We start from the raw sequence: 20,130 nt of genomic DNA, 5'->3' as shown, positions 1-20,130 counted from the left end.
GTCAGGCAGCTCCCTGCGGGTCGACGCCGATCACGATGGACGTGTCGCTCTCGTAATGATGCGGCGGCACCGCGAGGTTCTTCGGCGCGGGCACGCCCTGGAAGACGCGACCGGACATGTCGAAGCGGGACTTGTGGCACGGGCAGAAGTAGCCGCCCTTCCACGCCGGGTCGAACGGCTCGGGGCGGATTTCCGCCTTCATCTCGGGCGAGCAGCCCAGGTGCGTGCAGAGCCCGACCAGCACGGAGATCTCCGGCTTGATCGAGCGGTAGTGGACGTCGCCCTTGAGTACGTACTTCGGCTGCTGGTCGGCGTCCTCGGACTTGGGATCGCGCAGGTTGCCGTCGAGCGTCGGCAGCGCCTTCAGGATGTCCTGCGAGCGGCGGACGATCCAGATCGGCTGGCCGCGCCATTCGACGATCATGCGTTGCCCCATCGGCAGGCCGCTGATGTCGGCGGTGATCGGCGCGCCGGCGAGCTTGGCGCGCGCGCTCGGGTTCCAGGACTTGATGAACGGCACCGCGGCGAAGCCGGCTCCGACCGCGCCGACCACTGCGGTCGTCGCGGTGAGGAACCGACGGCGGCCGAGGTTGACCGGCTCGTGGGTGGGCTCGCTGACCCCTTCGTTGGCCATCCGGCACTCCGAAAAATTCGACATGGGCCACCCCGTGGTGCTGGGGCGGCTGATAAAGACGGAGAAGTGTAACGGAACGGTGAACGGGCCGACAATCCGCACGGCCTTCGCAAGGTCACGAATCCACATGCCCGCGACGCCGAAAACGCAACGGGCGCCGCGGATGCGGCGCCCGTCGAGGGCGGAACCCGGGCTGTCCGCTCAGCGCAGGACGGGACCCGAACGGTAGCGGTCGGCCAGCAGCGTCACGCGCTGGACGTAACGCTGGGTCTCGCTGTACGGCGGGATGCCGCGGTACTTGTCCACCGCACCCTCGCCCGCGTTGTAACCGGCGGCGACCAGCCGCAGGTCGCCGTTGAAGCGCTTGAGGAGGAAGGCCAGGTACTGCACGCCGCCGCGGATGTTCTGCGCCGGGTCGAACGCGTTGCCGACGCCGAAACGGCGGGCGGTGGCGGGCATCAGCTGCATCAGGCCCTGAGCGCCGACGCGCGACAGCGCGTTCGGGTTGAATGCGGACTCGGCATGGATGATGGCGCGGACGATCGACTCGTCGACGCCGTACTGGGCCGCGGCCGCCGCGATCTCGCCGCGGTAGGCGTCCGGCTTCAGCCGGAGCGTGGAGAAGTTGACGCCCGGCCGCGCGGCGCAGGCGAAGCAGGCTTCCATGTAGCTGTAGCGGATGGTGCGCACCGAACCCGCCATGGCGACGTTGCGGGGCCGCTTGCTCGAGTAGTGGCGGACGCCGTCCGCCATGTACGAGTAGATCTGGCCCTGCACGAGGCGACCCGCACCGGACGACGCAGTCGCCGCGGGCGCCGGAGAAGCCGCCGGCGTGGCCGGTGCCGACGGCGGCAGCGAACCCGTCGCGGGGGAACCGGCGACGAAGCTGGCCGGCGTCGTGACCGCGCCCTGCGCACGCGGCGTCGACGAGGCGGACGCTCGACGGGTGTAGCGGCTGACGACCTCGCACTGCGCGCCGGACACGCGCTTGCTGGCGTAGCTGCGCACGCCGTCGACATCGCAACGGTAGATGGTGCCGGCGAGCGCCGGGGCGGTGCCGAACAGGCCGGCAAGCAGCAGAAGTGCGACGGGCGTCTTCATGGGAGCATCATTCCCCGTTCCCGGAAATTTCACAAGCCGTTGATCGGATTGGAATTGTTGATCTGCGGATGCGGTCACCCGGCCTGTTGCACCGCGTTAAACTGAGCGGCCGGCCCGGATTAACCGCCGCCCCACCCCGGAACCCCATGAACGACACAACCCCGTCCGCTGCCGCCCCGGCCGCGGCGTCGCCGGCCACGCCGCGCGGCAAGCTTTTCATCGAAACGCACGGTTGCCAGATGAACGAATACGATTCGGCGAAGATGGCCGACGTTCTGGCAGCCGCCGAGGGCCTCGAGATGACCTCGGACCCGGCCGAAGCCGACGTCATTCTGGTCAATACCTGCTCGATCCGCGAAAAGGCGCAGGAGAAGGTCTTCAGTCAGCTCGGCCGCTGGCGGGCGCTCAAGCAGGGCGGCAAGCCGGTGCTGATCGGCGTGGGCGGCTGCGTTGCGAGCCAGGAGGGCGAGGCGATCGTCAAGCGTGCGCCGTTCGTCGACCTGGTGTTCGGTCCGCAGACGCTGCATCGCCTGCCCCAGCTGATCGAGGCCCGCCGCGAGTCCGGTAGGCCGCAGGTCGACATCTCGTTCCCCGAGATCGAGAAGTTCGACCGCCTGCCCGAGCCCCGCGCCGACGGCCCGAGCGCCTTCGTCTCGATCATGGAGGGCTGCTCGAAGTACTGCTCGTTCTGCGTGGTGCCCTATACCCGCGGCGAGGAGGTCAGCCGTCCCTTCGAGGATGTGCTGGTCGAGGTGGCGCAGCTCGCCGCGCAGGGCGTGCGGGAGATCAACCTGCTCGGCCAGAACGTCAACGCCTACCGTGGCCCGTACGGCGATGGGCAGATCGCCGACCTCGGGCTGCTGATCCGCACGATCGCCCAGATCGACGGCGTCGACCGCATCCGCTTCACCACCTCGCACCCGCTGGAGTTCTCCGATTCGCTGGTGGAGGCCTACCGCGACGTGCCCCAGCTGGCCAACTACCTGCACCTGCCCGTGCAGTCGGGCTCGGACCGCATCCTCGCGGCGATGAAGCGCGGCTACACGGCGCTGGAGTTCAAGCAGAAGATCCGCAAGCTGCGCGCGGTGCGGCCCGACATCTCGATCTCGTCGGACTTCATCGTCGGCTTCCCGGGCGAGACCGACGCGGACTTCGAGAAGACGATGAAGCTGATCCAGGACGTCGGCTTCGACCAATCGTTCTCCTTCATCTACTCGCGTCGCCCGGGCACGCCGGCTTCGAACCTCGAGGACGACGTGTCGAGCGAGGCCAAGCATGCGCGGCTCTCGCGCCTGCAGGCGACGATCAATGCCAACGCCGCGCGCATCTCGCAGGCGATGGTGGGCACGACGCAGCGCATCCTCGTCGAAGGGCCCTCGCGCAAGAATCCGAACGAGCTCACCGGCAAGACCGAAAACATGCGCTCGGTGAACTTCCCCGCCCCGGCACGCCTCGTCGGGCAGTTCGTGGATGTCGTGATCACCGAGGCGATGTCGAACTCGCTGCGCGGCCGCGTGGTGACGCAGGACGAGGCCGTTCCGGCGTAAGCGCCGCAACGGCGCTGGCGGGCTCACCGATGTCGACGCGCGCCCGTCAGCGCGCCGTCGACCGGCCCGCGGCGCGCTCGTACACCGGCTGCCCGTCGACCCAGGTCGACTCGACCGTGAGCGTCCGCAGGCCGGCCGGGTCGATCGCCAGCGGATCCTCGCGCAGCACGACGAAATCGGCGCGCTTGCCGCGCTCCAGGCTGCCGACCTCGGCCTCGTCGAAGCCGGCGTAGGCGGCGTCGAGCGTGAAGCCGCGCAGCGCTTCGAACGCCGTGAGCTTCTCCTCGGGACGCCAGCCGCCCGCGGGCTTGCCATCGGCGTCGGTGCGGGTCGCGGCGGCGTACAGCCCGAGGCGCGGATCCACCGACTCCACGGGGAAGTCCGAACCCAGCGCGAGCCGCGTGCCGGCGTCACGCAGCTGGCGCCAGGCGTAGGCGCCCACGATGCGTTCCGGGCCGACGCGCTGTTCCGCCCACGGCATGTCGCTCGTGGCATGGGTGGGCTGCATCGAGGCGATCACGCCGAGCTTCGCGAGTCGTGGCAGGTCGGAGGGCGCCAGCACCTGCGCATGCTCGATGCGCCAGCGGCGCTCGCCGCCGGTCGTGCCGAGCGCGGCTTCGAAGGCGTCCAGCACCTCGCGGTTGCCGCGATCGCCGATCGCATGCGTGGCCACCTGCACGCCGCAGTCGCGGGCGCGGCGCACGATGCCGCGCAGCTTCGCCGGCTCGACCACCAGCAGCCCGTGGGTGTCGGCGGCGTCCGAATACGGGGCGAGGAGCGCGGCGCCGCGGCTGCCGAGCGCGCCGTCGATGTACAGCTTGACCGTGCGCATGCCGAGTCGACCGCCGGGGTGCCGGTAGAGGCCGGCGCGGCAGAGCCAGTCGAACGCCTCGTGATCGCCGTCGGCCATGGCGTCGATCCGGAGCGGCATGCGGCCGGCATCCGCGAGGCGCTGGTAGCGGCGCAGGTCCGCGAGGGAGACGCCCGCGTCGTGCACGCCGGTCAGCCCATGCTCGACCGCCGCGCGCATGCCCAGCTCGAGGGCGCGGGTCGCGGTGGCGTCGTCGACCGGCGGCACCACCGCGTCGACGAGCGCCATCGCGCCGTCGACGAACACGCCGGTGGCGCGCCCGCCGGCACGTTCGATGCGGCCGCCGTCGGGCTGCCAGTCGCCGCCCAGGTCGCGCTTCACCGCACGCATGGCCGCGGTGTTCGCCCAGCCGGCGTGGCCGTCGATGCGCTCCAGCCAGACCGGGCGATCCGGAAACGCGGCATCGAGGTCGGCGGCCGTGGGAAACGCGGTGTCCGTCCAGTCGTTCTGGTCCCAGCCCCGCCCGAGCAGCCAGGCGCCCGGTGCGAGGTCACGTGCCGAGGCGCGCAGGCGCTCGATCACCTCCACCTTCGAGGTCGTACCGACGAGGTCCGCGCGCAGGAACGTGTAGCCGAGGTTGCCGACGTGACCGTGCGCGTCGATCAGGCCCGGCACTACCGTCGCGCCCGCGAGGTCGATGCGGCGCGCGTCGCGATGCGCGGCGAGCACGCGATCGCGCTCCCCGATGTCGACGATGCGGCCCGTCGCGTCGAAGGCGAACGCGTCCGCGACCGGGTGCGCCGCGTCCATCGTGTGCACCTTCGAGGCCGTGACGACGGTGACCTGCCCCGCCGCCACCGTCGTCCAAAGGCCTGCGAGAATGCTTAGTCCCCGCATCGTCCGCACCGCGCGTGCCATCCGCATCATGATCTCCCGTCGTCGCGGCCGACTCTGCGCAAAGCGACGGGCGCGCGCAAGCTCACGCGCCCCTGCCCCCGCCGGGTGCATCGTCCGCCGACATCCACGCCCCACGATCCGATCCGAATGGCCGAACTCATCCACCGCGACTTCGTACTCGACCCGCCCGATCCCGAGCGCCTCGCCAACCTCGCCGGTCCCTTCGATGCGCACCTGCGCATGATCGAGCTGCGGCTCGCCGTGCAGATCGCCAACCGTGGGAACGTGTTCCGCGTGACCGGCTCGCCGCCGGCCGCGCTGCACGCGGAGCGCCTGATCCACGAGCTCTGGGCGGACACGCTGGACGAGATCCTGACCGAGCCGGGCATCCACCTGCGGCTGAGCCAGTCGGGCGTCGAGCAGCGCATGGACGACGCGATCGAGCCGCAGGACGTGGTGATCCGCGTCAAGCGCGGCACGCTGCGCGCGCGGCGAGAACCAGGCGCGCTACCTGCACGCGATCGCCACGCACGACATCAACTTCGGCATCGGCCCGGCCGGCACCGGCAAGACCTTCCTCGCGGTCGCGAGCGCGGTCGAGGCGCTGAACACGGCGCGTGTGCAGCGCATCGTGCTGGTGCGCCCGGCGGTGGAAGCCGGCGAGAAGCTCGGCTTCCTGCCGGGCGACCTGTCGCAGAAGGTCGACCCGTACCTGCGCCCGCTGTACGACGCGCTCTACGAGATGCTCGGCGTGGAGAAGGTGGCGAAGCTGCTGGAGCGCAACGTCATCGAGATCGCGCCGCTCGCCTACATGCGCGGCCGCACGCTCAACGATGCCTACGTGATCCTCGACGAGGCGCAGAACACCACCGTCGAGCAGATGAAGATGTTCCTGACCCGCATCGGCTTCGGCAGCACCGCGGTGGTCACGGGCGACCTGTCGCAGATCGACCTGCCGAAATCACAGAAGTCCGGCCTGCGCGATGCGCTCGACGTGCTCCGCGGCGTCGAGGGCATCAGCTTCACGTTCTTCGAATCGCGCGACGTGGTGCGCCACCCGCTGGTCGCGCGGATCGTCAATGCCTACGATGCGCGCGACGCCACGGACGCGGCCACCGGCCGCGCGTGAGCGCGGAGGCGGCGATGGAACCCGAGGTCAGCGTGAGCTACGCGACGGCGCGCACGGGCGTGCCGTCGGCGGCGAGCTTCCGTAAATGGGTGGCCGCCGCACTGGCGGATCGGGACGCGCCGGCGGAGGTCGCGATCCGCATCGTCGGCAGCGAAGAGGGACGCGAGCTCAACCGGCAGTACCGCGGCCGCGACTACGCGACCAACGTGCTCAGCTTTCCGGCCGAGCGGCCCGAAGGGCTGCCGGAGGAGGTCGAGCTGCCGTACCTCGGCGACCTGGTGGTCTGCGCCGACGTGGTGGCTCGCGAGGCCGCCGAGCAGTCGAAGCGGCCGCTGGCGCACTACGCGCACCTGACGGTCCACGGCGTGCTGCACCTGCTCGGCTGGGACCACCTCGAGGACGCCGAGGCCGAGGCTATGGAAGCCCGCGAGCGGCAGATCCTGGCCGGGCTCGGCATCGCCGATCCGTACTGACGCGGGCTTGAGACCCGCCCGGCCGGACCCCATCTCCACGGGCCGGTCGCCTGGACCGGATAGACTGGCGGCGCCTCCCCCGGCGCACCGAAGAAGACATGTCCGAGGACGACAGTAGTACCCATCTCGACCGCGGCCACGAGCGCCGCTCCTGGTTCGACCGGATCAGCTCCGCGCTGTCCGGGGAGCCGTCGACCCGCGAGGACCTCGTCGAGCTGCTGCGCGACGCGCAGAACGACGGCCTGATCGAGGCCGACACGCTGCGGATGATGGAGGGCGCGATCGCCGTCTCCGACATGACCGTCGGCGACGTGATGATCCCGCGCTCGCAGATGGTCTCGCTGCCCGCCGACACGCGCTTCCTCGACCTCATGAAGATGGTGGTCGAGTCCGGCCACTCCCGTTTCCCGGTGCACGGCGAGGACCGCGACGAGGTGCTCGGCGTGCTGCTCGCCAAGGACCTGCTGCGCGGCGTTGTCAGCGACAACGGCCCGGCCAGCATCCACGAGCTGCTGCGCCCCGCCCTGCTGATCCCGGCGTCCAAGCCGCTGGACGTGCTGCTGCGCGAATTCCGCCAGTCGCGCAACCACATGGCGATCGTGATCGACGAGCACGGCGGCGTCGCGGGCCTGATCACCATCGAGGACGTGCTGGAGCAGATCGTCGGCGAGATAGACGACGAGCACGACGACGCCCACGATCCGAACGCGCTGATCGCCGCGCAGACCGACGGCCAGTTCGTCGTCGACGCGCTGACGCCAATCGAGGATTTCAACGAACGCTTCGGCGCCGATTTCGACGACGACGAGTACGACACCATCGGCGGCCTGGTGACGGCGGCGATCGGCCATCTGCCGGAAGCCGGCGAGGAGCTCTCGCTCGGCCGTTTCGTCTTCCGCGTCGCCGGTGCCGACGCGCGTCGCGTGCACGCCTTCCACGTCGGCGTGCATGGCGAGGCCTGACCGCCGCGGCGTCGCCGCGCTCCTCGCGTTCCTCCTGCTGTTGCTGGCGCCGTTCGCGTCGGCGGCGCCGCGCATCGGCGTGGCGACCATGCAGCCGGGCGAGATCTTCTGGGAACGCTTCGGCCACGATGCGCTGGTGGTGGTCGACCCGGCCACGGGCGCGGCGACGTCGTACAACTTCGGCTTCTTCGATCCGTCCGAGCCCGGCTTCGTCGGCAATTTCGTGCGCGGGATGATGCGCTACCGGCTCGCCGCGCTGCCACTCGAGGTCGACATGTCGACCTATCGCGACGAGGGCCGCGGCGTGTCGATCCAGTGGCTGCGGCTGAGCGACGCGCAGGCCGACGCGCTGGCGAACGCGCTCGCCGAGAACGCGCGGCCCGAGAACGCGGTCTACAGCTACGACTATTTCCGCGACAACTGCAGCACGCGCGTGCGCGACGCGATCGACCGCGCCGTCGGCGGCGAGCTGAGGCGCCAGCTGTCGGGGCGCTCGCACGGCAGCACCTACCGCAGCGAAGCGGTGCGGCTGGCCTCGCCCGCGGCGTGGATGTGGCTCGGCTTCGACGTCGGCCTGGGGCCGGCGGCCGATCGTCCGCTCTCGCTGTGGGAGGAGGCCTTCGTGCCGATGCGGCTGGCCGCCGCCCTGCGCGAGGTCCAGGTCGACGGGCATCCGCTGGTCGGCGCCGAGGTGCCGCTGCTGCCGCATCGCATCGCGCCGGAACCCGCCGAGGGGCCGCGCGCGATGTGGCCCTGGCTCAGTGCCGGCCTCCTGCTTGCGCTCGGACTGGCGCTGCTGGGCCAGCGCCGGCCACGACCGGTCGCCGCGTTCGCGCTGGTGTTCTGGTCCGTCGGCGGCCTGCTCGGGCTGCTCATGCTCTATCTCTGGCTCGGCACGGCGCACGAGTTCGGCTGGGCGAACCGCAACCTGCTGCTGTTCGACCCGCTCGCCCTGCTCGGCCTCGTCGGCGCGGCGCGCATCCTGCGCGGCCGCGCGCCGGGACCCCTGATGCCCCGCCTGCTGCCGGTGCTCGCGGCACTCGCGCTGATTGCCGTATTCGCGCTGTGGCTGGACTTCGCGGCGCAGGACAATGCGCGCTGGATCGCGCTGATGCTGCCGATCCATGTCGGCCTCTGGGCCGGCCTTCGCGGCACGCACCGCCCGGCGGCCGCTAGCATCGGCGCATGACCGAGCCCGCCTACGCCGCCTGCGTCGTCAACTGCGCCGCGTACGACACGCGCGGCGAGCGCCGCGACATCGACATCGAGCAGATCAGCGACGTGCTTGCCGTCGACGACGGCAGCTTCGTCTGGGTCGGGTTGTACGAACCCGGCGAGGCGGTGCTGGCGACGCTGCAGGAGGAGTTCGGCCTGCATCCGCTCGCGGTGGAGGACGCCCGCAACGCGCACCAGCGCCCGAAGTTCGAGGCCTATGGCGATTCGCTGTTCATCGCCGTGCACACCGCGCAGTCGAGCGAAGGCAGCATCCGCTTCGGCGAGACGCATATCTTCGTCGGCCCGCGCTACATCGTGACGGTGCGCCACGGCGCGTCGACCAGCTACGCGCCGGCGCGCGCGCGCCTGGAGCGCGAGAAGCCGCTGCTGGTGCATGGCCCCGGCGCCGCGCTGTACGCGGTGCTCGACCTGATCGTCGACAACTTCCTGCCGATCGTCGACGAGTACGACCGGCTGCTCGGCGAGCTGGAAAAGGACGTGTTCGCCGAGGACTTCCGGCGCGAGACGGTGCAGCGCCTGTACTGGCTCAAGCGCGACCTCACCCAGCTGCGCATGGCGGTTGAGCCGCTGCAGGACATCGTGAGCCACCTCACGCGCATGCCGGGCCCGTTGATCGACGATGTGATCCAGCCGTACCTGCGCGACGTGCTCGACCACGCGATCCGCATCCAGTCGAGCACGGAGACGCTGCGCGAAATGCTGACCGCGGCGGTGGGCGTCAACCTCTCGCTGGTGACGGTGCAGCAGGGCGAGATCGTCAAGCGCCTGGGCGCGTGGGCGTCGCTGCTGGCCGCGCCCACGCTGGTCGCAAGCTGGTACGGCATGAACTTCGAGCACATGCCCGAACTGCACGGCCGCTGGAGCTATTACGTCCTGATCGCGGCGATGGCGGCGGTGTGCCTGCTGCTCTACTGGAAGTTCAAGAAGGCGCGCTGGCTCTAGCGCTTCCGCCGTTGCGCATCGCAGATTGACCCCGCCACCGGCCTGCGCGACGCTCGCGTACTCACGGGAGGGCGCGCGATGCGGGGACTGGCAGGGCTTTTCTGGGTGGCGCTCGCGGCGATCGCCGTCGTGTCGCTGGGCGTTCTCGCGCTGCATCGCGGCGAGACCGTGAGCGCGATGTGGCTCGTGGCGGCATCGGCCAGCACGTTCTTCGTCGCCTACCGCTTCTACGCACGTTACGTCGCCCGCGCGCTGGGCCTCGATCCCGCGCGCGCCACGCCGGCGCACCGCCGCAACGACGGGCTGGACTACGTGCCCACCACGCGCGGCGTGCTGTTCGGCCATCACTTCGCCGCGATCGCGGGCGCGGGACCGCTGGTGGGCCCGGTGCTCGCCGCGCAGATGGGTTACCTCCCCGGCACGCTGTGGATCCTGTTCGGCGTCGTGTTCGCCGGCGCGGTGCAGGACATGCTGGTGCTGTTCTTCTCCACGCGCCGCGACGGTCGCTCGCTGGGCGAGATGATCCGCAGCGAGATGGGCAATGCCGCGGGCGTCGTTTCGATGCTCGGCATCGCCGCGATCATGATCATCCTGCTGGCGGTGCTGGCGCTGGTCGTGGTCAAGGCGCTCGCGCAGAGCCCGTGGGGCACCTTCACGGTGGCGATGACGATTCCGATCGCGCTCCTGATGGGCGCATGGCTGCGGTGGCTGCGCCCCGGCCGGATCCTCGAGGCTTCGCTCCTCGGCCTGGTGCTGCTGCTCGCCTCGCTCTGGGCCGGCGGCCACGTCGCCGCCGATCCGTACTGGAGCGGCGTGTTCCGCCTCGAGGGCACCACGCTCGCCTGGTGGCTGATGGGCTACGGCTTCATCGCGTCCGTGCTGCCGGTGTGGCTGCTGCTCGCGCCGCGCGATTACCTCTCGACGTTCCTGAAGATCGGCACGATCGTCGGGCTCGCCATCGCGATCCTCGTCTCGATGCCCGACCTGCGCATGCCCGCGATCACGCGTTTCGTCGACGGCAGCGGACCGGTCTTCAGCGGCGCGCTGTTCCCGTTCCTGTTCATCACGATCGCCTGCGGCGCGGTCTCGGGCTTCCACGCGCTGATCAGCTCGGGCACCACGCCCAAGATGCTCGCCAGCGAAGCCGATATCCCGGTGATCGGCTACGGCGCGATGCTGATGGAGGCGTTCGTCGCCGTGATGGCGCTCATCGCCGCCTGCGTGCTGCAGCCGGGCCTGTACTTCGCGATGAACGCGCCGGCCGCCGCGCTCGGCAGCACGCTGGACTCGGCGGCGACGGCGATCAACGGCTGGGGCTTCGCGATCACGCCGGAGCTGCTCGCGGCGACGGCGCGGCAGATCGGCGAGGAGACCGTGCTGTCGCGCACCGGCGGCGCGCCGACACTCGCCGTCGGCATGGCGCACATCCTCGCGGGCCTCGGCGGCGGCAGCACGATGATGGCGTTCTGGTACCACTACGCCATCCTGTTCGAAGCGCTCTTCATCCTGACGACGATCGACGCCGGCACGCGCGTGGCGCGCTTCATGTTCCAGGAGATGGCGGGCCTCGCCTATCCGCCGCTGCGGGAAACGCACAGCTGGGCCGGCAACGTGCTCGGCACCGCGCTCGCGGTCGGCGGTTGGGGCTGGTTCCTGTACCAGGGCGTCGTCGATCCGCTGGGCGGCATCAACACGCTGTGGCCGTTGTTCGGCATCGCCAACCAGATGCTGGCGGGCATCGCGCTCGTGTTCTGCTGCGTCGTGCTGGTGCGCATGAAGCGCGAGCGGCTGCTGTGGATCCCCGGCATCGCGACGTTCTGGTTGCTGGCGTGCACGCTGACGGCCGGGCTGGAAAAGCTCCTGCATCCCGATCCGAAGATCGGCTTCCTCGCCGCCGCGCGGAAATTCTCGGACGCCGCCGCGCGCGGCGAAGTGCTCGCGCCGGCGAAGTCCTTGGGCGACATGCAGCGCGTCGTACTGAACAACACCGTCGACGCGGCGCTCTGCGTGCTCTTCATCGGCGTCCTGCTCGCCACTGTCGGCTTCGGTCTGCGCGCGATGCGCAACGCGCGCCGCGACGCGGCACCGACGTCACGGGAGATGCCGCATGCGGCGCTGGGCTGAGCGATGGCGGGCGGCGGCGCGGCGCATCGCCGCGACGCTGGCGCAGGCCGCGCGCCTCGCCGTCGGCATTCCCGACTACGCGGCCTACTGCGAGCACGTGCGGCGCGCGCACCCGGACCGCTTGCCGATGGATCGCACGACGTTCTTCCGCGAACGCGTCGAGGCGCGCTACGGCCGCGGGCGCTCGCGCTGCTGCTGAAACAGGCGACCTGCAACGTTCCCGAATCCCGTCCGGCGTCGCGGTCTAGCTGCCTCGCGTCGCGCCCGCCTGCATGAGGCGTGGCACCTCGTCCAGCAGCTCGCGTGCGAGAAAACCGAGCGGCCCGCCCTGTCGCTCGGCGAGCGCGTCGCCCGCGGCGGCGTGCAGGTAGACGCCCCATGCGGCCGCCTGGAACGGCGTGGCGCCGCGCGCCGCGAGCCCGCCGATGATGCCCGACAGCGTGTCGCCCGAACCGGACGTGGCGAGCCCCACGTTGCCATAGTCGTTCGACGCGACCGCCTCGCGTTCGCCGCGCCCCAACGTCGGGCCGTCGATGATGTAGCTGGTCGCGCCCTTCATGACGCAGACCGCGTCGAAACGCCGCGCCATCTCGATCCCGAGTTCGAGCGGCCGCGCGACGATCTCGTCGCGCCCGCAGCCAAGCAGGCGCGCCGCCTCGCCGGCATGCGGCGTGATGATCCGCAGGGCCTCACCGGCAGCCACGCGGTCGCCATCGTCGTCGAACGCGCACAGGGCCGCGGCGTCGATCACCACCGGAACCGCGTGCAATTGCGCGAGCCACGCGGCGAGCATGCGCGCGGTCGTTGTCGACTCGAGCAGGCCCGGGCCGACCACGATGGCATCCGCATGCGACGCCATGACGGTCAGGCGCTCGCGCGCGGCCGTCGCCAACGCGCCGCCCCGGGTCTCCGGCAACGCGACCACGCGCGCTTCGGGCACCGCGGCGGCCACCAGGGGCGCCGCGCTCGTGCAGGTCGCCACCTGCAGCTTCCCCGCGCCGGCGCGCAGCGCGGCAACCGCACTGAGCAGCGCCGCGCCCGGCATTTCGCCCGCGCCGGCGACCACGAGGATCCGGCCGCGCGCGTCCTTGTCGCCCTCGTGGGACGGCTGCGGCAACGGCCATCGGCGCAGCTGCGCCGGCGTGATCGCAATGGGCGTCGGCAGCATCATTTCGGCCCCGCCGGCACGTCGGGCTCGGTGGTGACCGGTGCGCCGGCCTCGACCAGCGGCGCGACGAAGTTGTAGCGCTCAAGCACCAGCTTGCCGATGTGCCCGACGTTCGGATCGAACGCATAGCCCGTGATCGCGCAGTTGGCCACGTCCTTCTGGCGGTCGATTTCGAGGATCTGTGCCTCCGACATGCGCTCGAACAGGTAACGGAAGCAGAGCACCGTCACCTGGTGAGCGACGATCAGCACGCGGTCACAGCGGTACTCGCGCGTGATCGTGTCGATGACGCTGCGCAGCCGCAGGATCACGTCGCACCAGCTCTCGCCGCCCGGCGGGCGGTGGTAGAACTTGCCGATCAGGGTCAGGGCGCGTGCCTGGTCCGGGAAGTGCTGCTCCACGCCGAGGCGCGTGAGGCCGTCGAAGATGCCGAACTCGCGCTCGCGCAGGCGTTCGTCATAGCGGATGCGGTCGCAGTCGATGCCGCACTGCTGCAGCACGCGCTGCATCGTCTGCCGCGCGCGAACATATGGCGAGCACAGGAAGACGTCGGGGCGCTCGTGCTCGGGCAAGGCCGCGAACCAGCGGCCCAGCGCATCAGCCTGCTGCTCGCCCAGGCAGGACAGCGGCACGTCCGCGTCACGCGTGCCGAAGTCGTAGGTGATCGCGTTTTCCACGCGCGCACGGTCGCGCGCGACGTTGCCGGCGGACTCGCCGTGCCGGACGATCCACAGGCGATCGGGCCATTTCTGCGTCTCGCTCATGGCCGCAGCCTGCCGCGCGCACCGGCTACGTCCCGTCAACGCCGCCCGGAAACGACGACGCCCGCCCTCGCTAGAGGACGGGCGTCGGTGTTCCAGTTGCTCGGCTTACTGGCCGATGTGCTGCTTCAGCCAGCCGTTCACGGTGTCGTGCCAGAGCACGCTGTTCTGCGGCTTCAGCACCCAGTGGTTCTCGTCCGGGAAATACAGGAACTTGGACTCGATGCCCTTGCGCTGCAGCGCGGTGAACGCGGCGATGCCCTGCTCGACCGGGATCCGGAAGTCCTGCTGACTGTGGATGACCAGCATCGGCACTCGCCAGTTCTCGACGTGGTTGATCGGATTGAACTTCTCGTAGGCCTTCGGATTCGCCCACGGCGTGCCGCCGTTCTCCCACTCGCTGAACCACAGCTCCTCGGTGCTGTAGCCCATCATGCGCGCGTCGAACACGCCGTCATGGTCGACCAGGCACTTCCACGGCTGGTTCCAGTTGCCGGCCATCCAGTAGACCATGTAGCCGCCGTAGCTCGCGCCCAGCGCGCAGGCCTTGTCGCCGTCGAGGAACGGGTACTGCTTGAGCGCCGCGGCCCAGCCCTTCTGCAGGTCTTCCAGCGGTCGATCGCCCCAGTGCTGGCTGATGGCGTCGGTGAACGCCTGGCCGTAACCGGTCGAGCCGTGGAAGTCGATCATGACGACCGCATAGCCCTGCCCCGCGTACGTCTGCGGGTTCCAGCGATAGCTCCATCCGTTGCCGAAGCTGCCCTGCGGGCCGCCATGCACGAGGAACGCGACCGGATAGCGCTTGCCCTTCTCGTAGTTCCACGGCTTGACCACGTAGCCGTGCACCGTGTCGTTGTTCCAGCCCTTGAAGCTGAACTGCTCGTAGTCGCCGAAGCGGACGTCCTTCAGCAGCTCGGCGGCGCCCGGCGACAGGGCGCGCACGGGCTTGCCGTTGAGGCCACCGGCGAAGAGCTGGTCGCCCGACTTGAGGGAGTTGCGCGAGAACGCGAGCACGCCGTTCTCGATGTCGAACGACGACACGGTGCCGTCGCCGATCAGCCGGGTGACGCCGCCGGACGCGATGTCGACCGCCCACAGCGGGTGCTGGCCCATGTCCTCGGCGGTCGTGTAGATCGTCCTGCCGTCGTCGGAGAGCGTGATGCCGTCGGCCGAGCGATCCCACTTCGGGTCGATCTCGCGCTTCTCGCCGCTGGCGAGGTCCATCGCCATCAGCGCGAAGCGGTCGGCCTCGAAGCCGGGGCGCTTCATCGCGCGGTAGTACAGCGTGCGGCCGTCGGGGCTGAACACGCCGCCCGTGTCCCATGCCTTGTTGTCGGCGGTGAGGTTGCGTGCGTCCGCGCTTCCGTCGGCCGGCACCAGATAGAGGTCGAAGTTGGTCGACCACGGCTCCTCGCGGTTGGCGTCGCGCGCGCTGAACAAGATCGACTTCGAATCCGGCGACCAGCCGAACTCGCTGGCGTCGCCGAACGGGCGCGACGGCGCGTCGCCGACGACGTTGCCGCCGACCAGCCTGGCCGTGGCCGCGGTCTTGCCCGCGCCGGGCAGGTCGACGACGAACAGGCGATTGAGCTTGCCCTCGTTCCACGCATCCCAGTGGCGGATGAACAGCCGGTCGAACACGACGCCACTCGTCTTCTTCAGGTCGGTGCGCTGGCCGTGCTTGGCATTGCAGGCGAGGTCCCCCGCGCACTCGGGGAACGCTTCCATCGACACCACGACGCGTTCGCCGTCGGGCGACACCGCGTAGTTGCCGACGTCGAGCGGGAGTGCCGTGACCTGCGCGGGCGCGCCGCCGGCCAGCGGCACCGAATAGAGCTGCGACGAGCCGCCCTTCGAGCTGAGGAAATAGACGCGCTTGCCGTCGTGGGACACCTCCGGCGAATTGACGTTCCAGCCCTCGGGCGTGAGGCGACGCGCCTTCGCCGACGGACTCGAGGCGTCCTGCGCCCACAGCGCGGTCGACGCCTTGTTCGCATCGAAATCCACCACGCGCCGCGCGAAGACGAGCGTCCTGCCGTCGGGCGTGAGCGTGGGAGACGAGAACCGGTCGAGCGTGGCGAGCTCGCGCGGTTGGAGACCGTGGGGCGCGGCGGATGCCGCGAGCGGAAGCACGGCGGCGACCATCAGGGGCAGCAGGGCGTGGCGAAGGGACATCGGAGCTCCGCGATCGGGGGTTGACCGCCGATGGTAGGGCCGGCGGCAGTGGCGGCAAAGCGAAGGTGCGCGTGGAGGCGCCCGGCGCCGCGCAGGTGCGCGCGAGCGCGGCCGGGCGCGGCGACGAGGCGTCGGCAACGGGCATGCGTCGTGCGCTGCAGCACGCCAACGCGCGTCGCAACGCCTGCGCCGCCCTGCCCCGGACGGCCTCACGCAGGCCGTGGCTATACTCCGGCCACCTTTCACACGCCGGAGTGCTGCGTGTCGTCGATCCCGAATACCGCCGCGCTCGCCGCGGATCCGCGCCGCGACCTGTTCGGGCATCCCAAGGGCGTCTACGTCTGCTTCTTCACCGAGATGTGGGAGCGCTTCTCGTTCTACGGGATGAAGGCGCTGCTGCTGCTGTACCTGCTGAAGCACCACCTGTTCACCGACAACGCGGGCTACGACGTGCTGGGCGCGTACGGCGGCCTCGTCTACTGCATCCCCGTGTTCGGCGGCATGCTCGCCGACCGCTACCTCGGCATGCGCAAGGCCGTGATCTTCGGCGGCCTGCTGCTCGTTCTGGGCCACGCGGGCATGGCGATCGAAGGCAGCGCGGCACACGTCGTCGGCGGCCAGGTCGTGCGCGACGAAGGCGCGCTGCGCGCGTTCTACTTCTCCCTCGCGCTGATCATCATGGGCGTCGGCTTCCTCAAGCCGAACATCTCGACGATCGTCGGCAAGCTCTACGCCGAGGACGACCCGCGCCGCGATTCAGGCTTCTCGCTGTTCTACGCCGGCATCAACCTCGGCGCGCTGTTCGCCTCGATCGTATGCGGCTACCTCGGCCAGACGCTGGGCTGGAACTACGGCTTCGGCGCCGCCGGCATCGGCATGCTGCTCGGTCTCGCGCAGTTCATCTGGGGCCAGAAATACCTGCACGGACACGCGGAGCCTCCGGAGCCGGCGCGCCTGCGTGAACGCGTGCTCGGGTTGCCACGGGAACTGGCGATCTACGTCGGTGCGGTCGTCGGATTGTTTCCCGTCGCCTGGCTCATGTGGGCGGTCGCGAACGGCGCGTTCCGACTCCCGGGTGACGTGTCGCTGGCACTCGGCCTGATGATCCTGGTGATGGTCGGCGTGCTGGTGTGGTTCGTCTGGTTCGTGATCGCACGATGCAATGCCGTGCAGCGTCAGCAGATGATCGCGCTGATCACGCTGATCTTCATGTGCCTGGTGTTCTTCACTCTCTACGAGCAGACCTATGGCTCGTGGGTGACGTTCACCGATCGCATGCTGACCAAGGACATCGTGCCGTCGATGGTGAACCCGGCGGCGCAGGCGGCCTCGACGGCGGCCCACGTCGATTTCGCCGCGTTCGTGCGCTCGGCGCCGTGGTCGATCGCCTCGCTGCTGCTGGCGCCGCTCGCATTCGTGGTGTCGGCGACGTCGTCGGACCGCAAGCCGACCTCGGCCGCGCCGCGCGTGCTGTTCGGCGCGGCGGTGGTCGCCATGCTGGTGTTCCTCGTGCGCGACGCGCTGGTGCTTCCGCAGACGGCAAGCTCGCTCACCTACCTCGGCGCGATGTTCATCGTGCTGCTGGCGCCGACGTTCGGCGCGCTGTGGGCGTGGCTGGGCCGGCGCGGCATGGACCCATCCAAGCCGACGAAGTCGGCGCTGGGCCTGCTGTTCGCCGGGCTGAGCTTCATTCCGCTCGCCTGGGCAGCGGAGCACGCCGGTGCGACCGGACAACTGGCCAGCGTCTGGTGGCTGGTACTCGCCTACTTCGCACTCGAAGTCGGTGAGATGTGCCTCGCGCCGGTCGGGCTGTCGGCAGTGACGCAGCTGTCGGTGCGCAGCGTCGTCAGCCTCATGATGGGCACGTGGTTCCTCGCCACGGCGTTCTCGGAAACGCTCGCGGCCAAATTCGGCAAGCTCGCCTCGCTGGACATCCCGGAGGGCACGGCGATCGACATGGCCGAGGCCGGCGCGAAATACGCCCACCTCTTCTGGCTGATGATGTGGATCGGCATCGGGTTCGCGGTCCTCGCCTTCATCGCGTCGCCGCTGCTGCGCCGGTGGATGCACGGCGTGAAGTGATACGGGGTTTTCTGCAACAAAAAAAGGCGCCTCCCGGCGCCTTTTTTCTTGCAACGGTTCGTTATCGCGCGGTGGTCGACGCCGACTTCGGCGGCGAAGCGGTGTCGCCTCCGATGTTGCGCGACAGGAACGCGAGCAGCCGCGTGTAGAACTCGCGGCGGTGCGCCGGCACGTAGAAGCCATGACCTTCGGTGTCGAAGTACAGCGTCTCCACCGGCACGCCCGCCCTGCGCAGCGCACTCTCCATCATCCGGCTGTGCTCGATCGGCGCGCGCTCGTCCTCGCCGCCCGCGGCCAGGAACACCGGCACCTTGATCCGGTCGGCCAGCCGCGTGGGCGACACCGCGACGACCTTGTCGCGCGGGCCGATCCATTCGGACACGAAATTGCGTCCCGACTTGCGCTCGCTGATGTCGCCTTCGGTGTGCATCGTCGGCAGGTCGTATACGCCGACGTAACCGGCGGCGCACTTGTACAGCGTCGGCTCCTTGGCGACGCCCATGAGCGAGGCGTAGCCGCCATAGCTGGCGCCGTAGAGGCAGATCCGCGAACCGTCCGCAATGCCCTGCTCCACGGCCCACCGCGTGGCATCGGTCAGGTCGTCCTGCATCGTGCCGCCCCATTGGCGGGCGCCGGCATGGTGGAACGCGCGACCGTACCCGCCCGAGCCGCGGAAGTTGACCTGCAGCACTGCGTAGCCCGCGCTGGCCAGCAGCTGCGCGTCTTCGTCGAAGCCCCAGTAGTCGCGAATGCCGAACGGGCCGCCGTGCGGCATGACCACCATCGGCACGCGCTTGCCTTCGCTGCCCTTCGGCCGCGTGACGTAGCCATGGATGGCGAGGCCGTCGCGCGCCTTGAACTCGATCGGCATCATCGGGTTCATGGCATCCGGATCGAACCAGTCGCGGCTGCCGAGCGCGTAGTCGGCCTTGCGCTTGACCGTGTCGAACAGGTAGTAGTCGCCGGCACTGCGGTCGCTGGAGACGCGGACCAGTGCGACCGAGCCGTCCGATGTTTGCGACGTGACCGACACCGTGGAACCGGCGAAGGCCTCTTCCAGCTGACGCTGCAAACGTGCTTCGGGGCTCTGGGGGTCGAAGAACCGCGTGACCGGCTTGCCGGCCATGAAGTACGCACCGACCGGGACGCCCGTGCCGGGCTTGTAGATCATCCGCAGCGGGTCGGCCACGTCGTCGCGCAGGACGTCCGTGCGCGTGCCGGTGGCCGTGTCGAAGGCGACGATGCGGTCCGGCCCCTTCTCGCTTTCGACGTTGAGGTAGGCGATGCGGTTGTCGGCGGAGAAACCCACCGGCGACTCGTCGTGACCGGTGACGCTGTCGTCGTTGATGAGCTGCCAGTTTTCGCCGTCGCCCTTGCGGTAGTAGAGGCGGTTGGTCAGGTCGATGTCGGACCCGTGGGCGAAGCGCACGACGCCGGCGTTGTCCGTGGCGAACGAGGCGTTCCGGATCGGCGCCGTCGCCACGCGCACGCGGCGCCCCGTGTAGATGTCGAGCTTCTCCGCACGCGAATAGGCGTCGGCCGCGAACGGCGACACCGTGATGATCACCGCCTTGTCGTCGGCGGGCAGGTCGTCCACGAGGAACGCCGCGACGTCCTCGGCCTTCTTGCCGCGGATGTGCGTGCCCAGGTCGCCGCGGACCCGAAATCCGACGAGGGCCTCGGGATCGCCCCCCTCGGCATTCACGGCGAACAGTTCGCCGGTCAGGGACGGGCGGTCCAGCGCGCCGAACTTCTCGCCCGGCGATACCAGCACCCGCGTCGGATTCACCCAGGTGAAGTCGGAGACGACGGTGTTCTTTCCGAGCGAGAAGCTGCCCGTCATCTTGTTGTCGCTGCGGCGGATGATCGCGAGGATCGTCCGGTCCTCGAGCGGCACGGTGGCCGCGAAATAGTCGCCCTTGGGCGAGATCTTGATGGCGTCGAACTTGTCCTTGCGGATGTACGGCTCGATGTCCAGCGCGTGTGCGAGCGGCGCCGCGGCCATGGCGGCCGCGAGCATGGCGATCTTCAGTCCTTTCATGTCCCGTCCTGCGGAGTTTGCGACTGCACGCGCCGGCCCCCTGCCGG

Annotated in this window: 15 protein-coding genes and 1 pseudogene; 9 read left to right on the top strand and 7 right to left on the bottom strand. The window is 69.9% G+C overall.

The window, feature by feature from the left end; all coding sequences use genetic code 11:
* Window position 1 precedes the first annotated feature (1 nt).
* Both petA and E4F61_RS03480 read right to left on the bottom strand, forming a co-directional pair.
* A complete protein-coding gene (petA, locus tag E4F61_RS03485) occupies window positions 2–634 on the bottom strand; it encodes a ubiquinol-cytochrome c reductase iron-sulfur subunit (RefSeq protein WP_133478284.1) in 633 nt (210 codons plus the stop codon).
* Window positions 635–835: 201 nt separating this feature from the next.
* Window positions 836–1,735, bottom strand: coding sequence for a lytic transglycosylase domain-containing protein (locus tag E4F61_RS03480; protein ID WP_133478283.1), 900 nt, complete (start codon window positions 1,733–1,735; stop codon window positions 836–838).
* 146 nt (window positions 1,736–1,881) lie between these two features.
* Between E4F61_RS03480 and miaB the strand changes: the two genes are divergently transcribed.
* Complete coding sequence (miaB, locus tag E4F61_RS03475; protein ID WP_133478282.1) at window positions 1,882–3,282, top strand: tRNA (N6-isopentenyl adenosine(37)-C2)-methylthiotransferase MiaB; 1,401 nt, start codon at window positions 1,882–1,884, stop codon at window positions 3,280–3,282.
* A 46-nt stretch (window positions 3,283–3,328) separates the two neighbouring features.
* Here miaB and E4F61_RS03470 read toward each other — a convergent pair whose 3' ends face one another.
* A complete protein-coding gene (locus E4F61_RS03470; RefSeq protein WP_238382781.1) occupies window positions 3,329–4,951 on the bottom strand; it encodes an amidohydrolase in 1,623 nt (540 codons plus the stop codon).
* Window positions 4,952–5,137: 186 nt separating this feature from the next.
* Between E4F61_RS03470 and E4F61_RS03465 the strand changes: the two are divergent.
* From E4F61_RS03465 to E4F61_RS03435, 7 genes and pseudogenes are all read left to right on the top strand, one after another.
* Window positions 5,138–6,119: pseudogene (locus E4F61_RS03465) on the top strand (PhoH family protein).
* Between the two features lie 14 nt (window positions 6,120–6,133).
* Complete coding sequence (gene ybeY / locus E4F61_RS03460) at window positions 6,134–6,592, top strand: rRNA maturation RNase YbeY (protein ID WP_133478280.1); 459 nt, start codon at window positions 6,134–6,136, stop codon at window positions 6,590–6,592.
* Between the two features lie 98 nt (window positions 6,593–6,690).
* Window positions 6,691–7,554, top strand: a complete 864-nt coding sequence (locus E4F61_RS03455) for a CorC family transporter (protein ID WP_133478279.1) — start codon at window positions 6,691–6,693, stop codon at window positions 7,552–7,554.
* Window positions 7,541–8,743, top strand: a complete 1,203-nt coding sequence (locus E4F61_RS03450; protein WP_133478278.1) for a lipoprotein N-acyltransferase Lnb domain-containing protein — start codon at window positions 7,541–7,543, stop codon at window positions 8,741–8,743. Before E4F61_RS03455 ends, E4F61_RS03450 begins: the two co-directional genes overlap by 14 nt.
* Window positions 8,740–9,732: a magnesium and cobalt transport protein CorA gene (locus E4F61_RS03445; protein ID WP_133478277.1), complete on the top strand. Its 993-nt coding sequence runs from the start codon at window positions 8,740–8,742 to the stop codon at window positions 9,730–9,732. Before E4F61_RS03450 ends, E4F61_RS03445 begins: the two co-directional genes overlap by 4 nt.
* A gap of 78 nt (window positions 9,733–9,810) precedes the next feature.
* A complete protein-coding gene (locus E4F61_RS03440; RefSeq protein ID WP_133478276.1) occupies window positions 9,811–11,856 on the top strand; it encodes a carbon starvation CstA family protein in 2,046 nt (681 codons plus the stop codon).
* Entirely contained in the window at window positions 11,840–12,055 is a 216-nt protein-coding gene (locus E4F61_RS03435; protein ID WP_133478275.1) for a YbdD/YjiX family protein, read from the top strand. Before E4F61_RS03440 ends, E4F61_RS03435 begins: the two co-directional genes overlap by 17 nt.
* Before the next feature lie 45 nt (window positions 12,056–12,100).
* Here E4F61_RS03435 and E4F61_RS03430 read toward each other — a convergent pair whose 3' ends face one another.
* From E4F61_RS03430 to E4F61_RS03420, 3 genes are all read right to left on the bottom strand, one after another.
* A complete protein-coding gene (locus E4F61_RS03430; RefSeq protein ID WP_202908934.1) occupies window positions 12,101–13,024 on the bottom strand; it encodes an NAD(P)H-hydrate dehydratase in 924 nt (307 codons plus the stop codon).
* Window positions 13,024–13,788 (bottom strand): histidine phosphatase family protein, encoded by a 765-nt coding sequence (locus E4F61_RS03425; protein WP_133478274.1) that lies wholly within the window; start codon window positions 13,786–13,788, stop codon window positions 13,024–13,026. Before E4F61_RS03425 ends, E4F61_RS03430 begins: the two co-directional genes overlap by 1 nt.
* A 105-nt stretch (window positions 13,789–13,893) precedes the next feature.
* On the bottom strand, window positions 13,894–15,960 hold the full coding sequence (locus E4F61_RS03420; RefSeq protein ID WP_133478273.1) for a S9 family peptidase: 2,067 nt from the start codon (window positions 15,958–15,960) through the stop codon (window positions 13,894–13,896).
* Window positions 15,961–16,317: 357 nt separating this feature from the next.
* Here E4F61_RS03420 and E4F61_RS03415 point away from each other — a divergent pair, with 357 nt between their 5' ends.
* The gene (locus E4F61_RS03415) at window positions 16,318–18,042 is read left to right on the top strand and encodes a peptide MFS transporter (protein ID WP_425480101.1); all 1,725 of its coding nucleotides are present in this window, start codon (window positions 16,318–16,320) and stop codon (window positions 18,040–18,042) included.
* Between the two features lie 61 nt (window positions 18,043–18,103).
* On the opposite strand, the gene E4F61_RS03410 is transcribed toward E4F61_RS03415, so the two are convergent.
* Complete coding sequence (locus E4F61_RS03410) at window positions 18,104–20,083, bottom strand: alpha/beta hydrolase family protein (RefSeq protein ID WP_133478271.1); 1,980 nt, start codon at window positions 20,081–20,083, stop codon at window positions 18,104–18,106.
* Between the last annotated feature and the right edge of the window lie 47 nt (window positions 20,084–20,130).

This window comes from Cognatilysobacter segetis (assembly GCF_004359965.1).
Classification (GTDB): domain Bacteria; phylum Pseudomonadota; class Gammaproteobacteria; order Xanthomonadales; family Xanthomonadaceae; genus Cognatilysobacter; species Cognatilysobacter segetis.
This window is presented reverse-complemented; position numbering and strand designations above follow the sequence as displayed.

What these genes read in the sequence shown, in the direction of transcription:
- E4F61_RS03450 (WP_133478278.1), top strand. Translation starts at nt 7,541, where the DNA reads ATGGCGAGGCCTGACCGCCGCGGCGTCGCCGCGCTCCTCGCGTTCCTC.
- E4F61_RS03455 (WP_133478279.1), top strand. Translation starts at nt 6,691, where the DNA reads ATGTCCGAGGACGACAGTAGTACCCATCTCGACCGCGGCCACGAGCGC.
- E4F61_RS03445 (WP_133478277.1), top strand. Translation starts at nt 8,740, where the DNA reads ATGACCGAGCCCGCCTACGCCGCCTGCGTCGTCAACTGCGCCGCGTAC.
- petA (WP_133478284.1), bottom strand. Translation starts at nt 634, where the DNA reads ATGGCCAACGAAGGGGTCAGCGAGCCCACCCACGAGCCGGTCAACCTC.
- E4F61_RS03480 (WP_133478283.1), bottom strand. Translation starts at nt 1,735, where the DNA reads ATGAAGACGCCCGTCGCACTTCTGCTGCTTGCCGGCCTGTTCGGCACC.
- E4F61_RS03430 (WP_202908934.1), bottom strand. Translation starts at nt 13,024, where the DNA reads ATGCTGCCGACGCCCATTGCGATCACGCCGGCGCAGCTGCGCCGATGG.
- E4F61_RS03425 (WP_133478274.1), bottom strand. Translation starts at nt 13,788, where the DNA reads ATGAGCGAGACGCAGAAATGGCCCGATCGCCTGTGGATCGTCCGGCAC.
- E4F61_RS03415 (WP_425480101.1), top strand. Translation starts at nt 16,318, where the DNA reads ATGTGGGAGCGCTTCTCGTTCTACGGGATGAAGGCGCTGCTGCTGCTG.
- ybeY (WP_133478280.1), top strand. Translation starts at nt 6,134, where the DNA reads ATGGAACCCGAGGTCAGCGTGAGCTACGCGACGGCGCGCACGGGCGTG.
- miaB (WP_133478282.1), top strand. Translation starts at nt 1,882, where the DNA reads ATGAACGACACAACCCCGTCCGCTGCCGCCCCGGCCGCGGCGTCGCCG.
- E4F61_RS03440 (WP_133478276.1), top strand. Translation starts at nt 9,811, where the DNA reads ATGCGGGGACTGGCAGGGCTTTTCTGGGTGGCGCTCGCGGCGATCGCC.
- E4F61_RS03410 (WP_133478271.1), bottom strand. Translation starts at nt 20,083, where the DNA reads ATGAAAGGACTGAAGATCGCCATGCTCGCGGCCGCCATGGCCGCGGCG.
- E4F61_RS03420 (WP_133478273.1), bottom strand. Translation starts at nt 15,960, where the DNA reads ATGTCCCTTCGCCACGCCCTGCTGCCCCTGATGGTCGCCGCCGTGCTT.
- E4F61_RS03435 (WP_133478275.1), top strand. Translation starts at nt 11,840, where the DNA reads ATGCGGCGCTGGGCTGAGCGATGGCGGGCGGCGGCGCGGCGCATCGCC.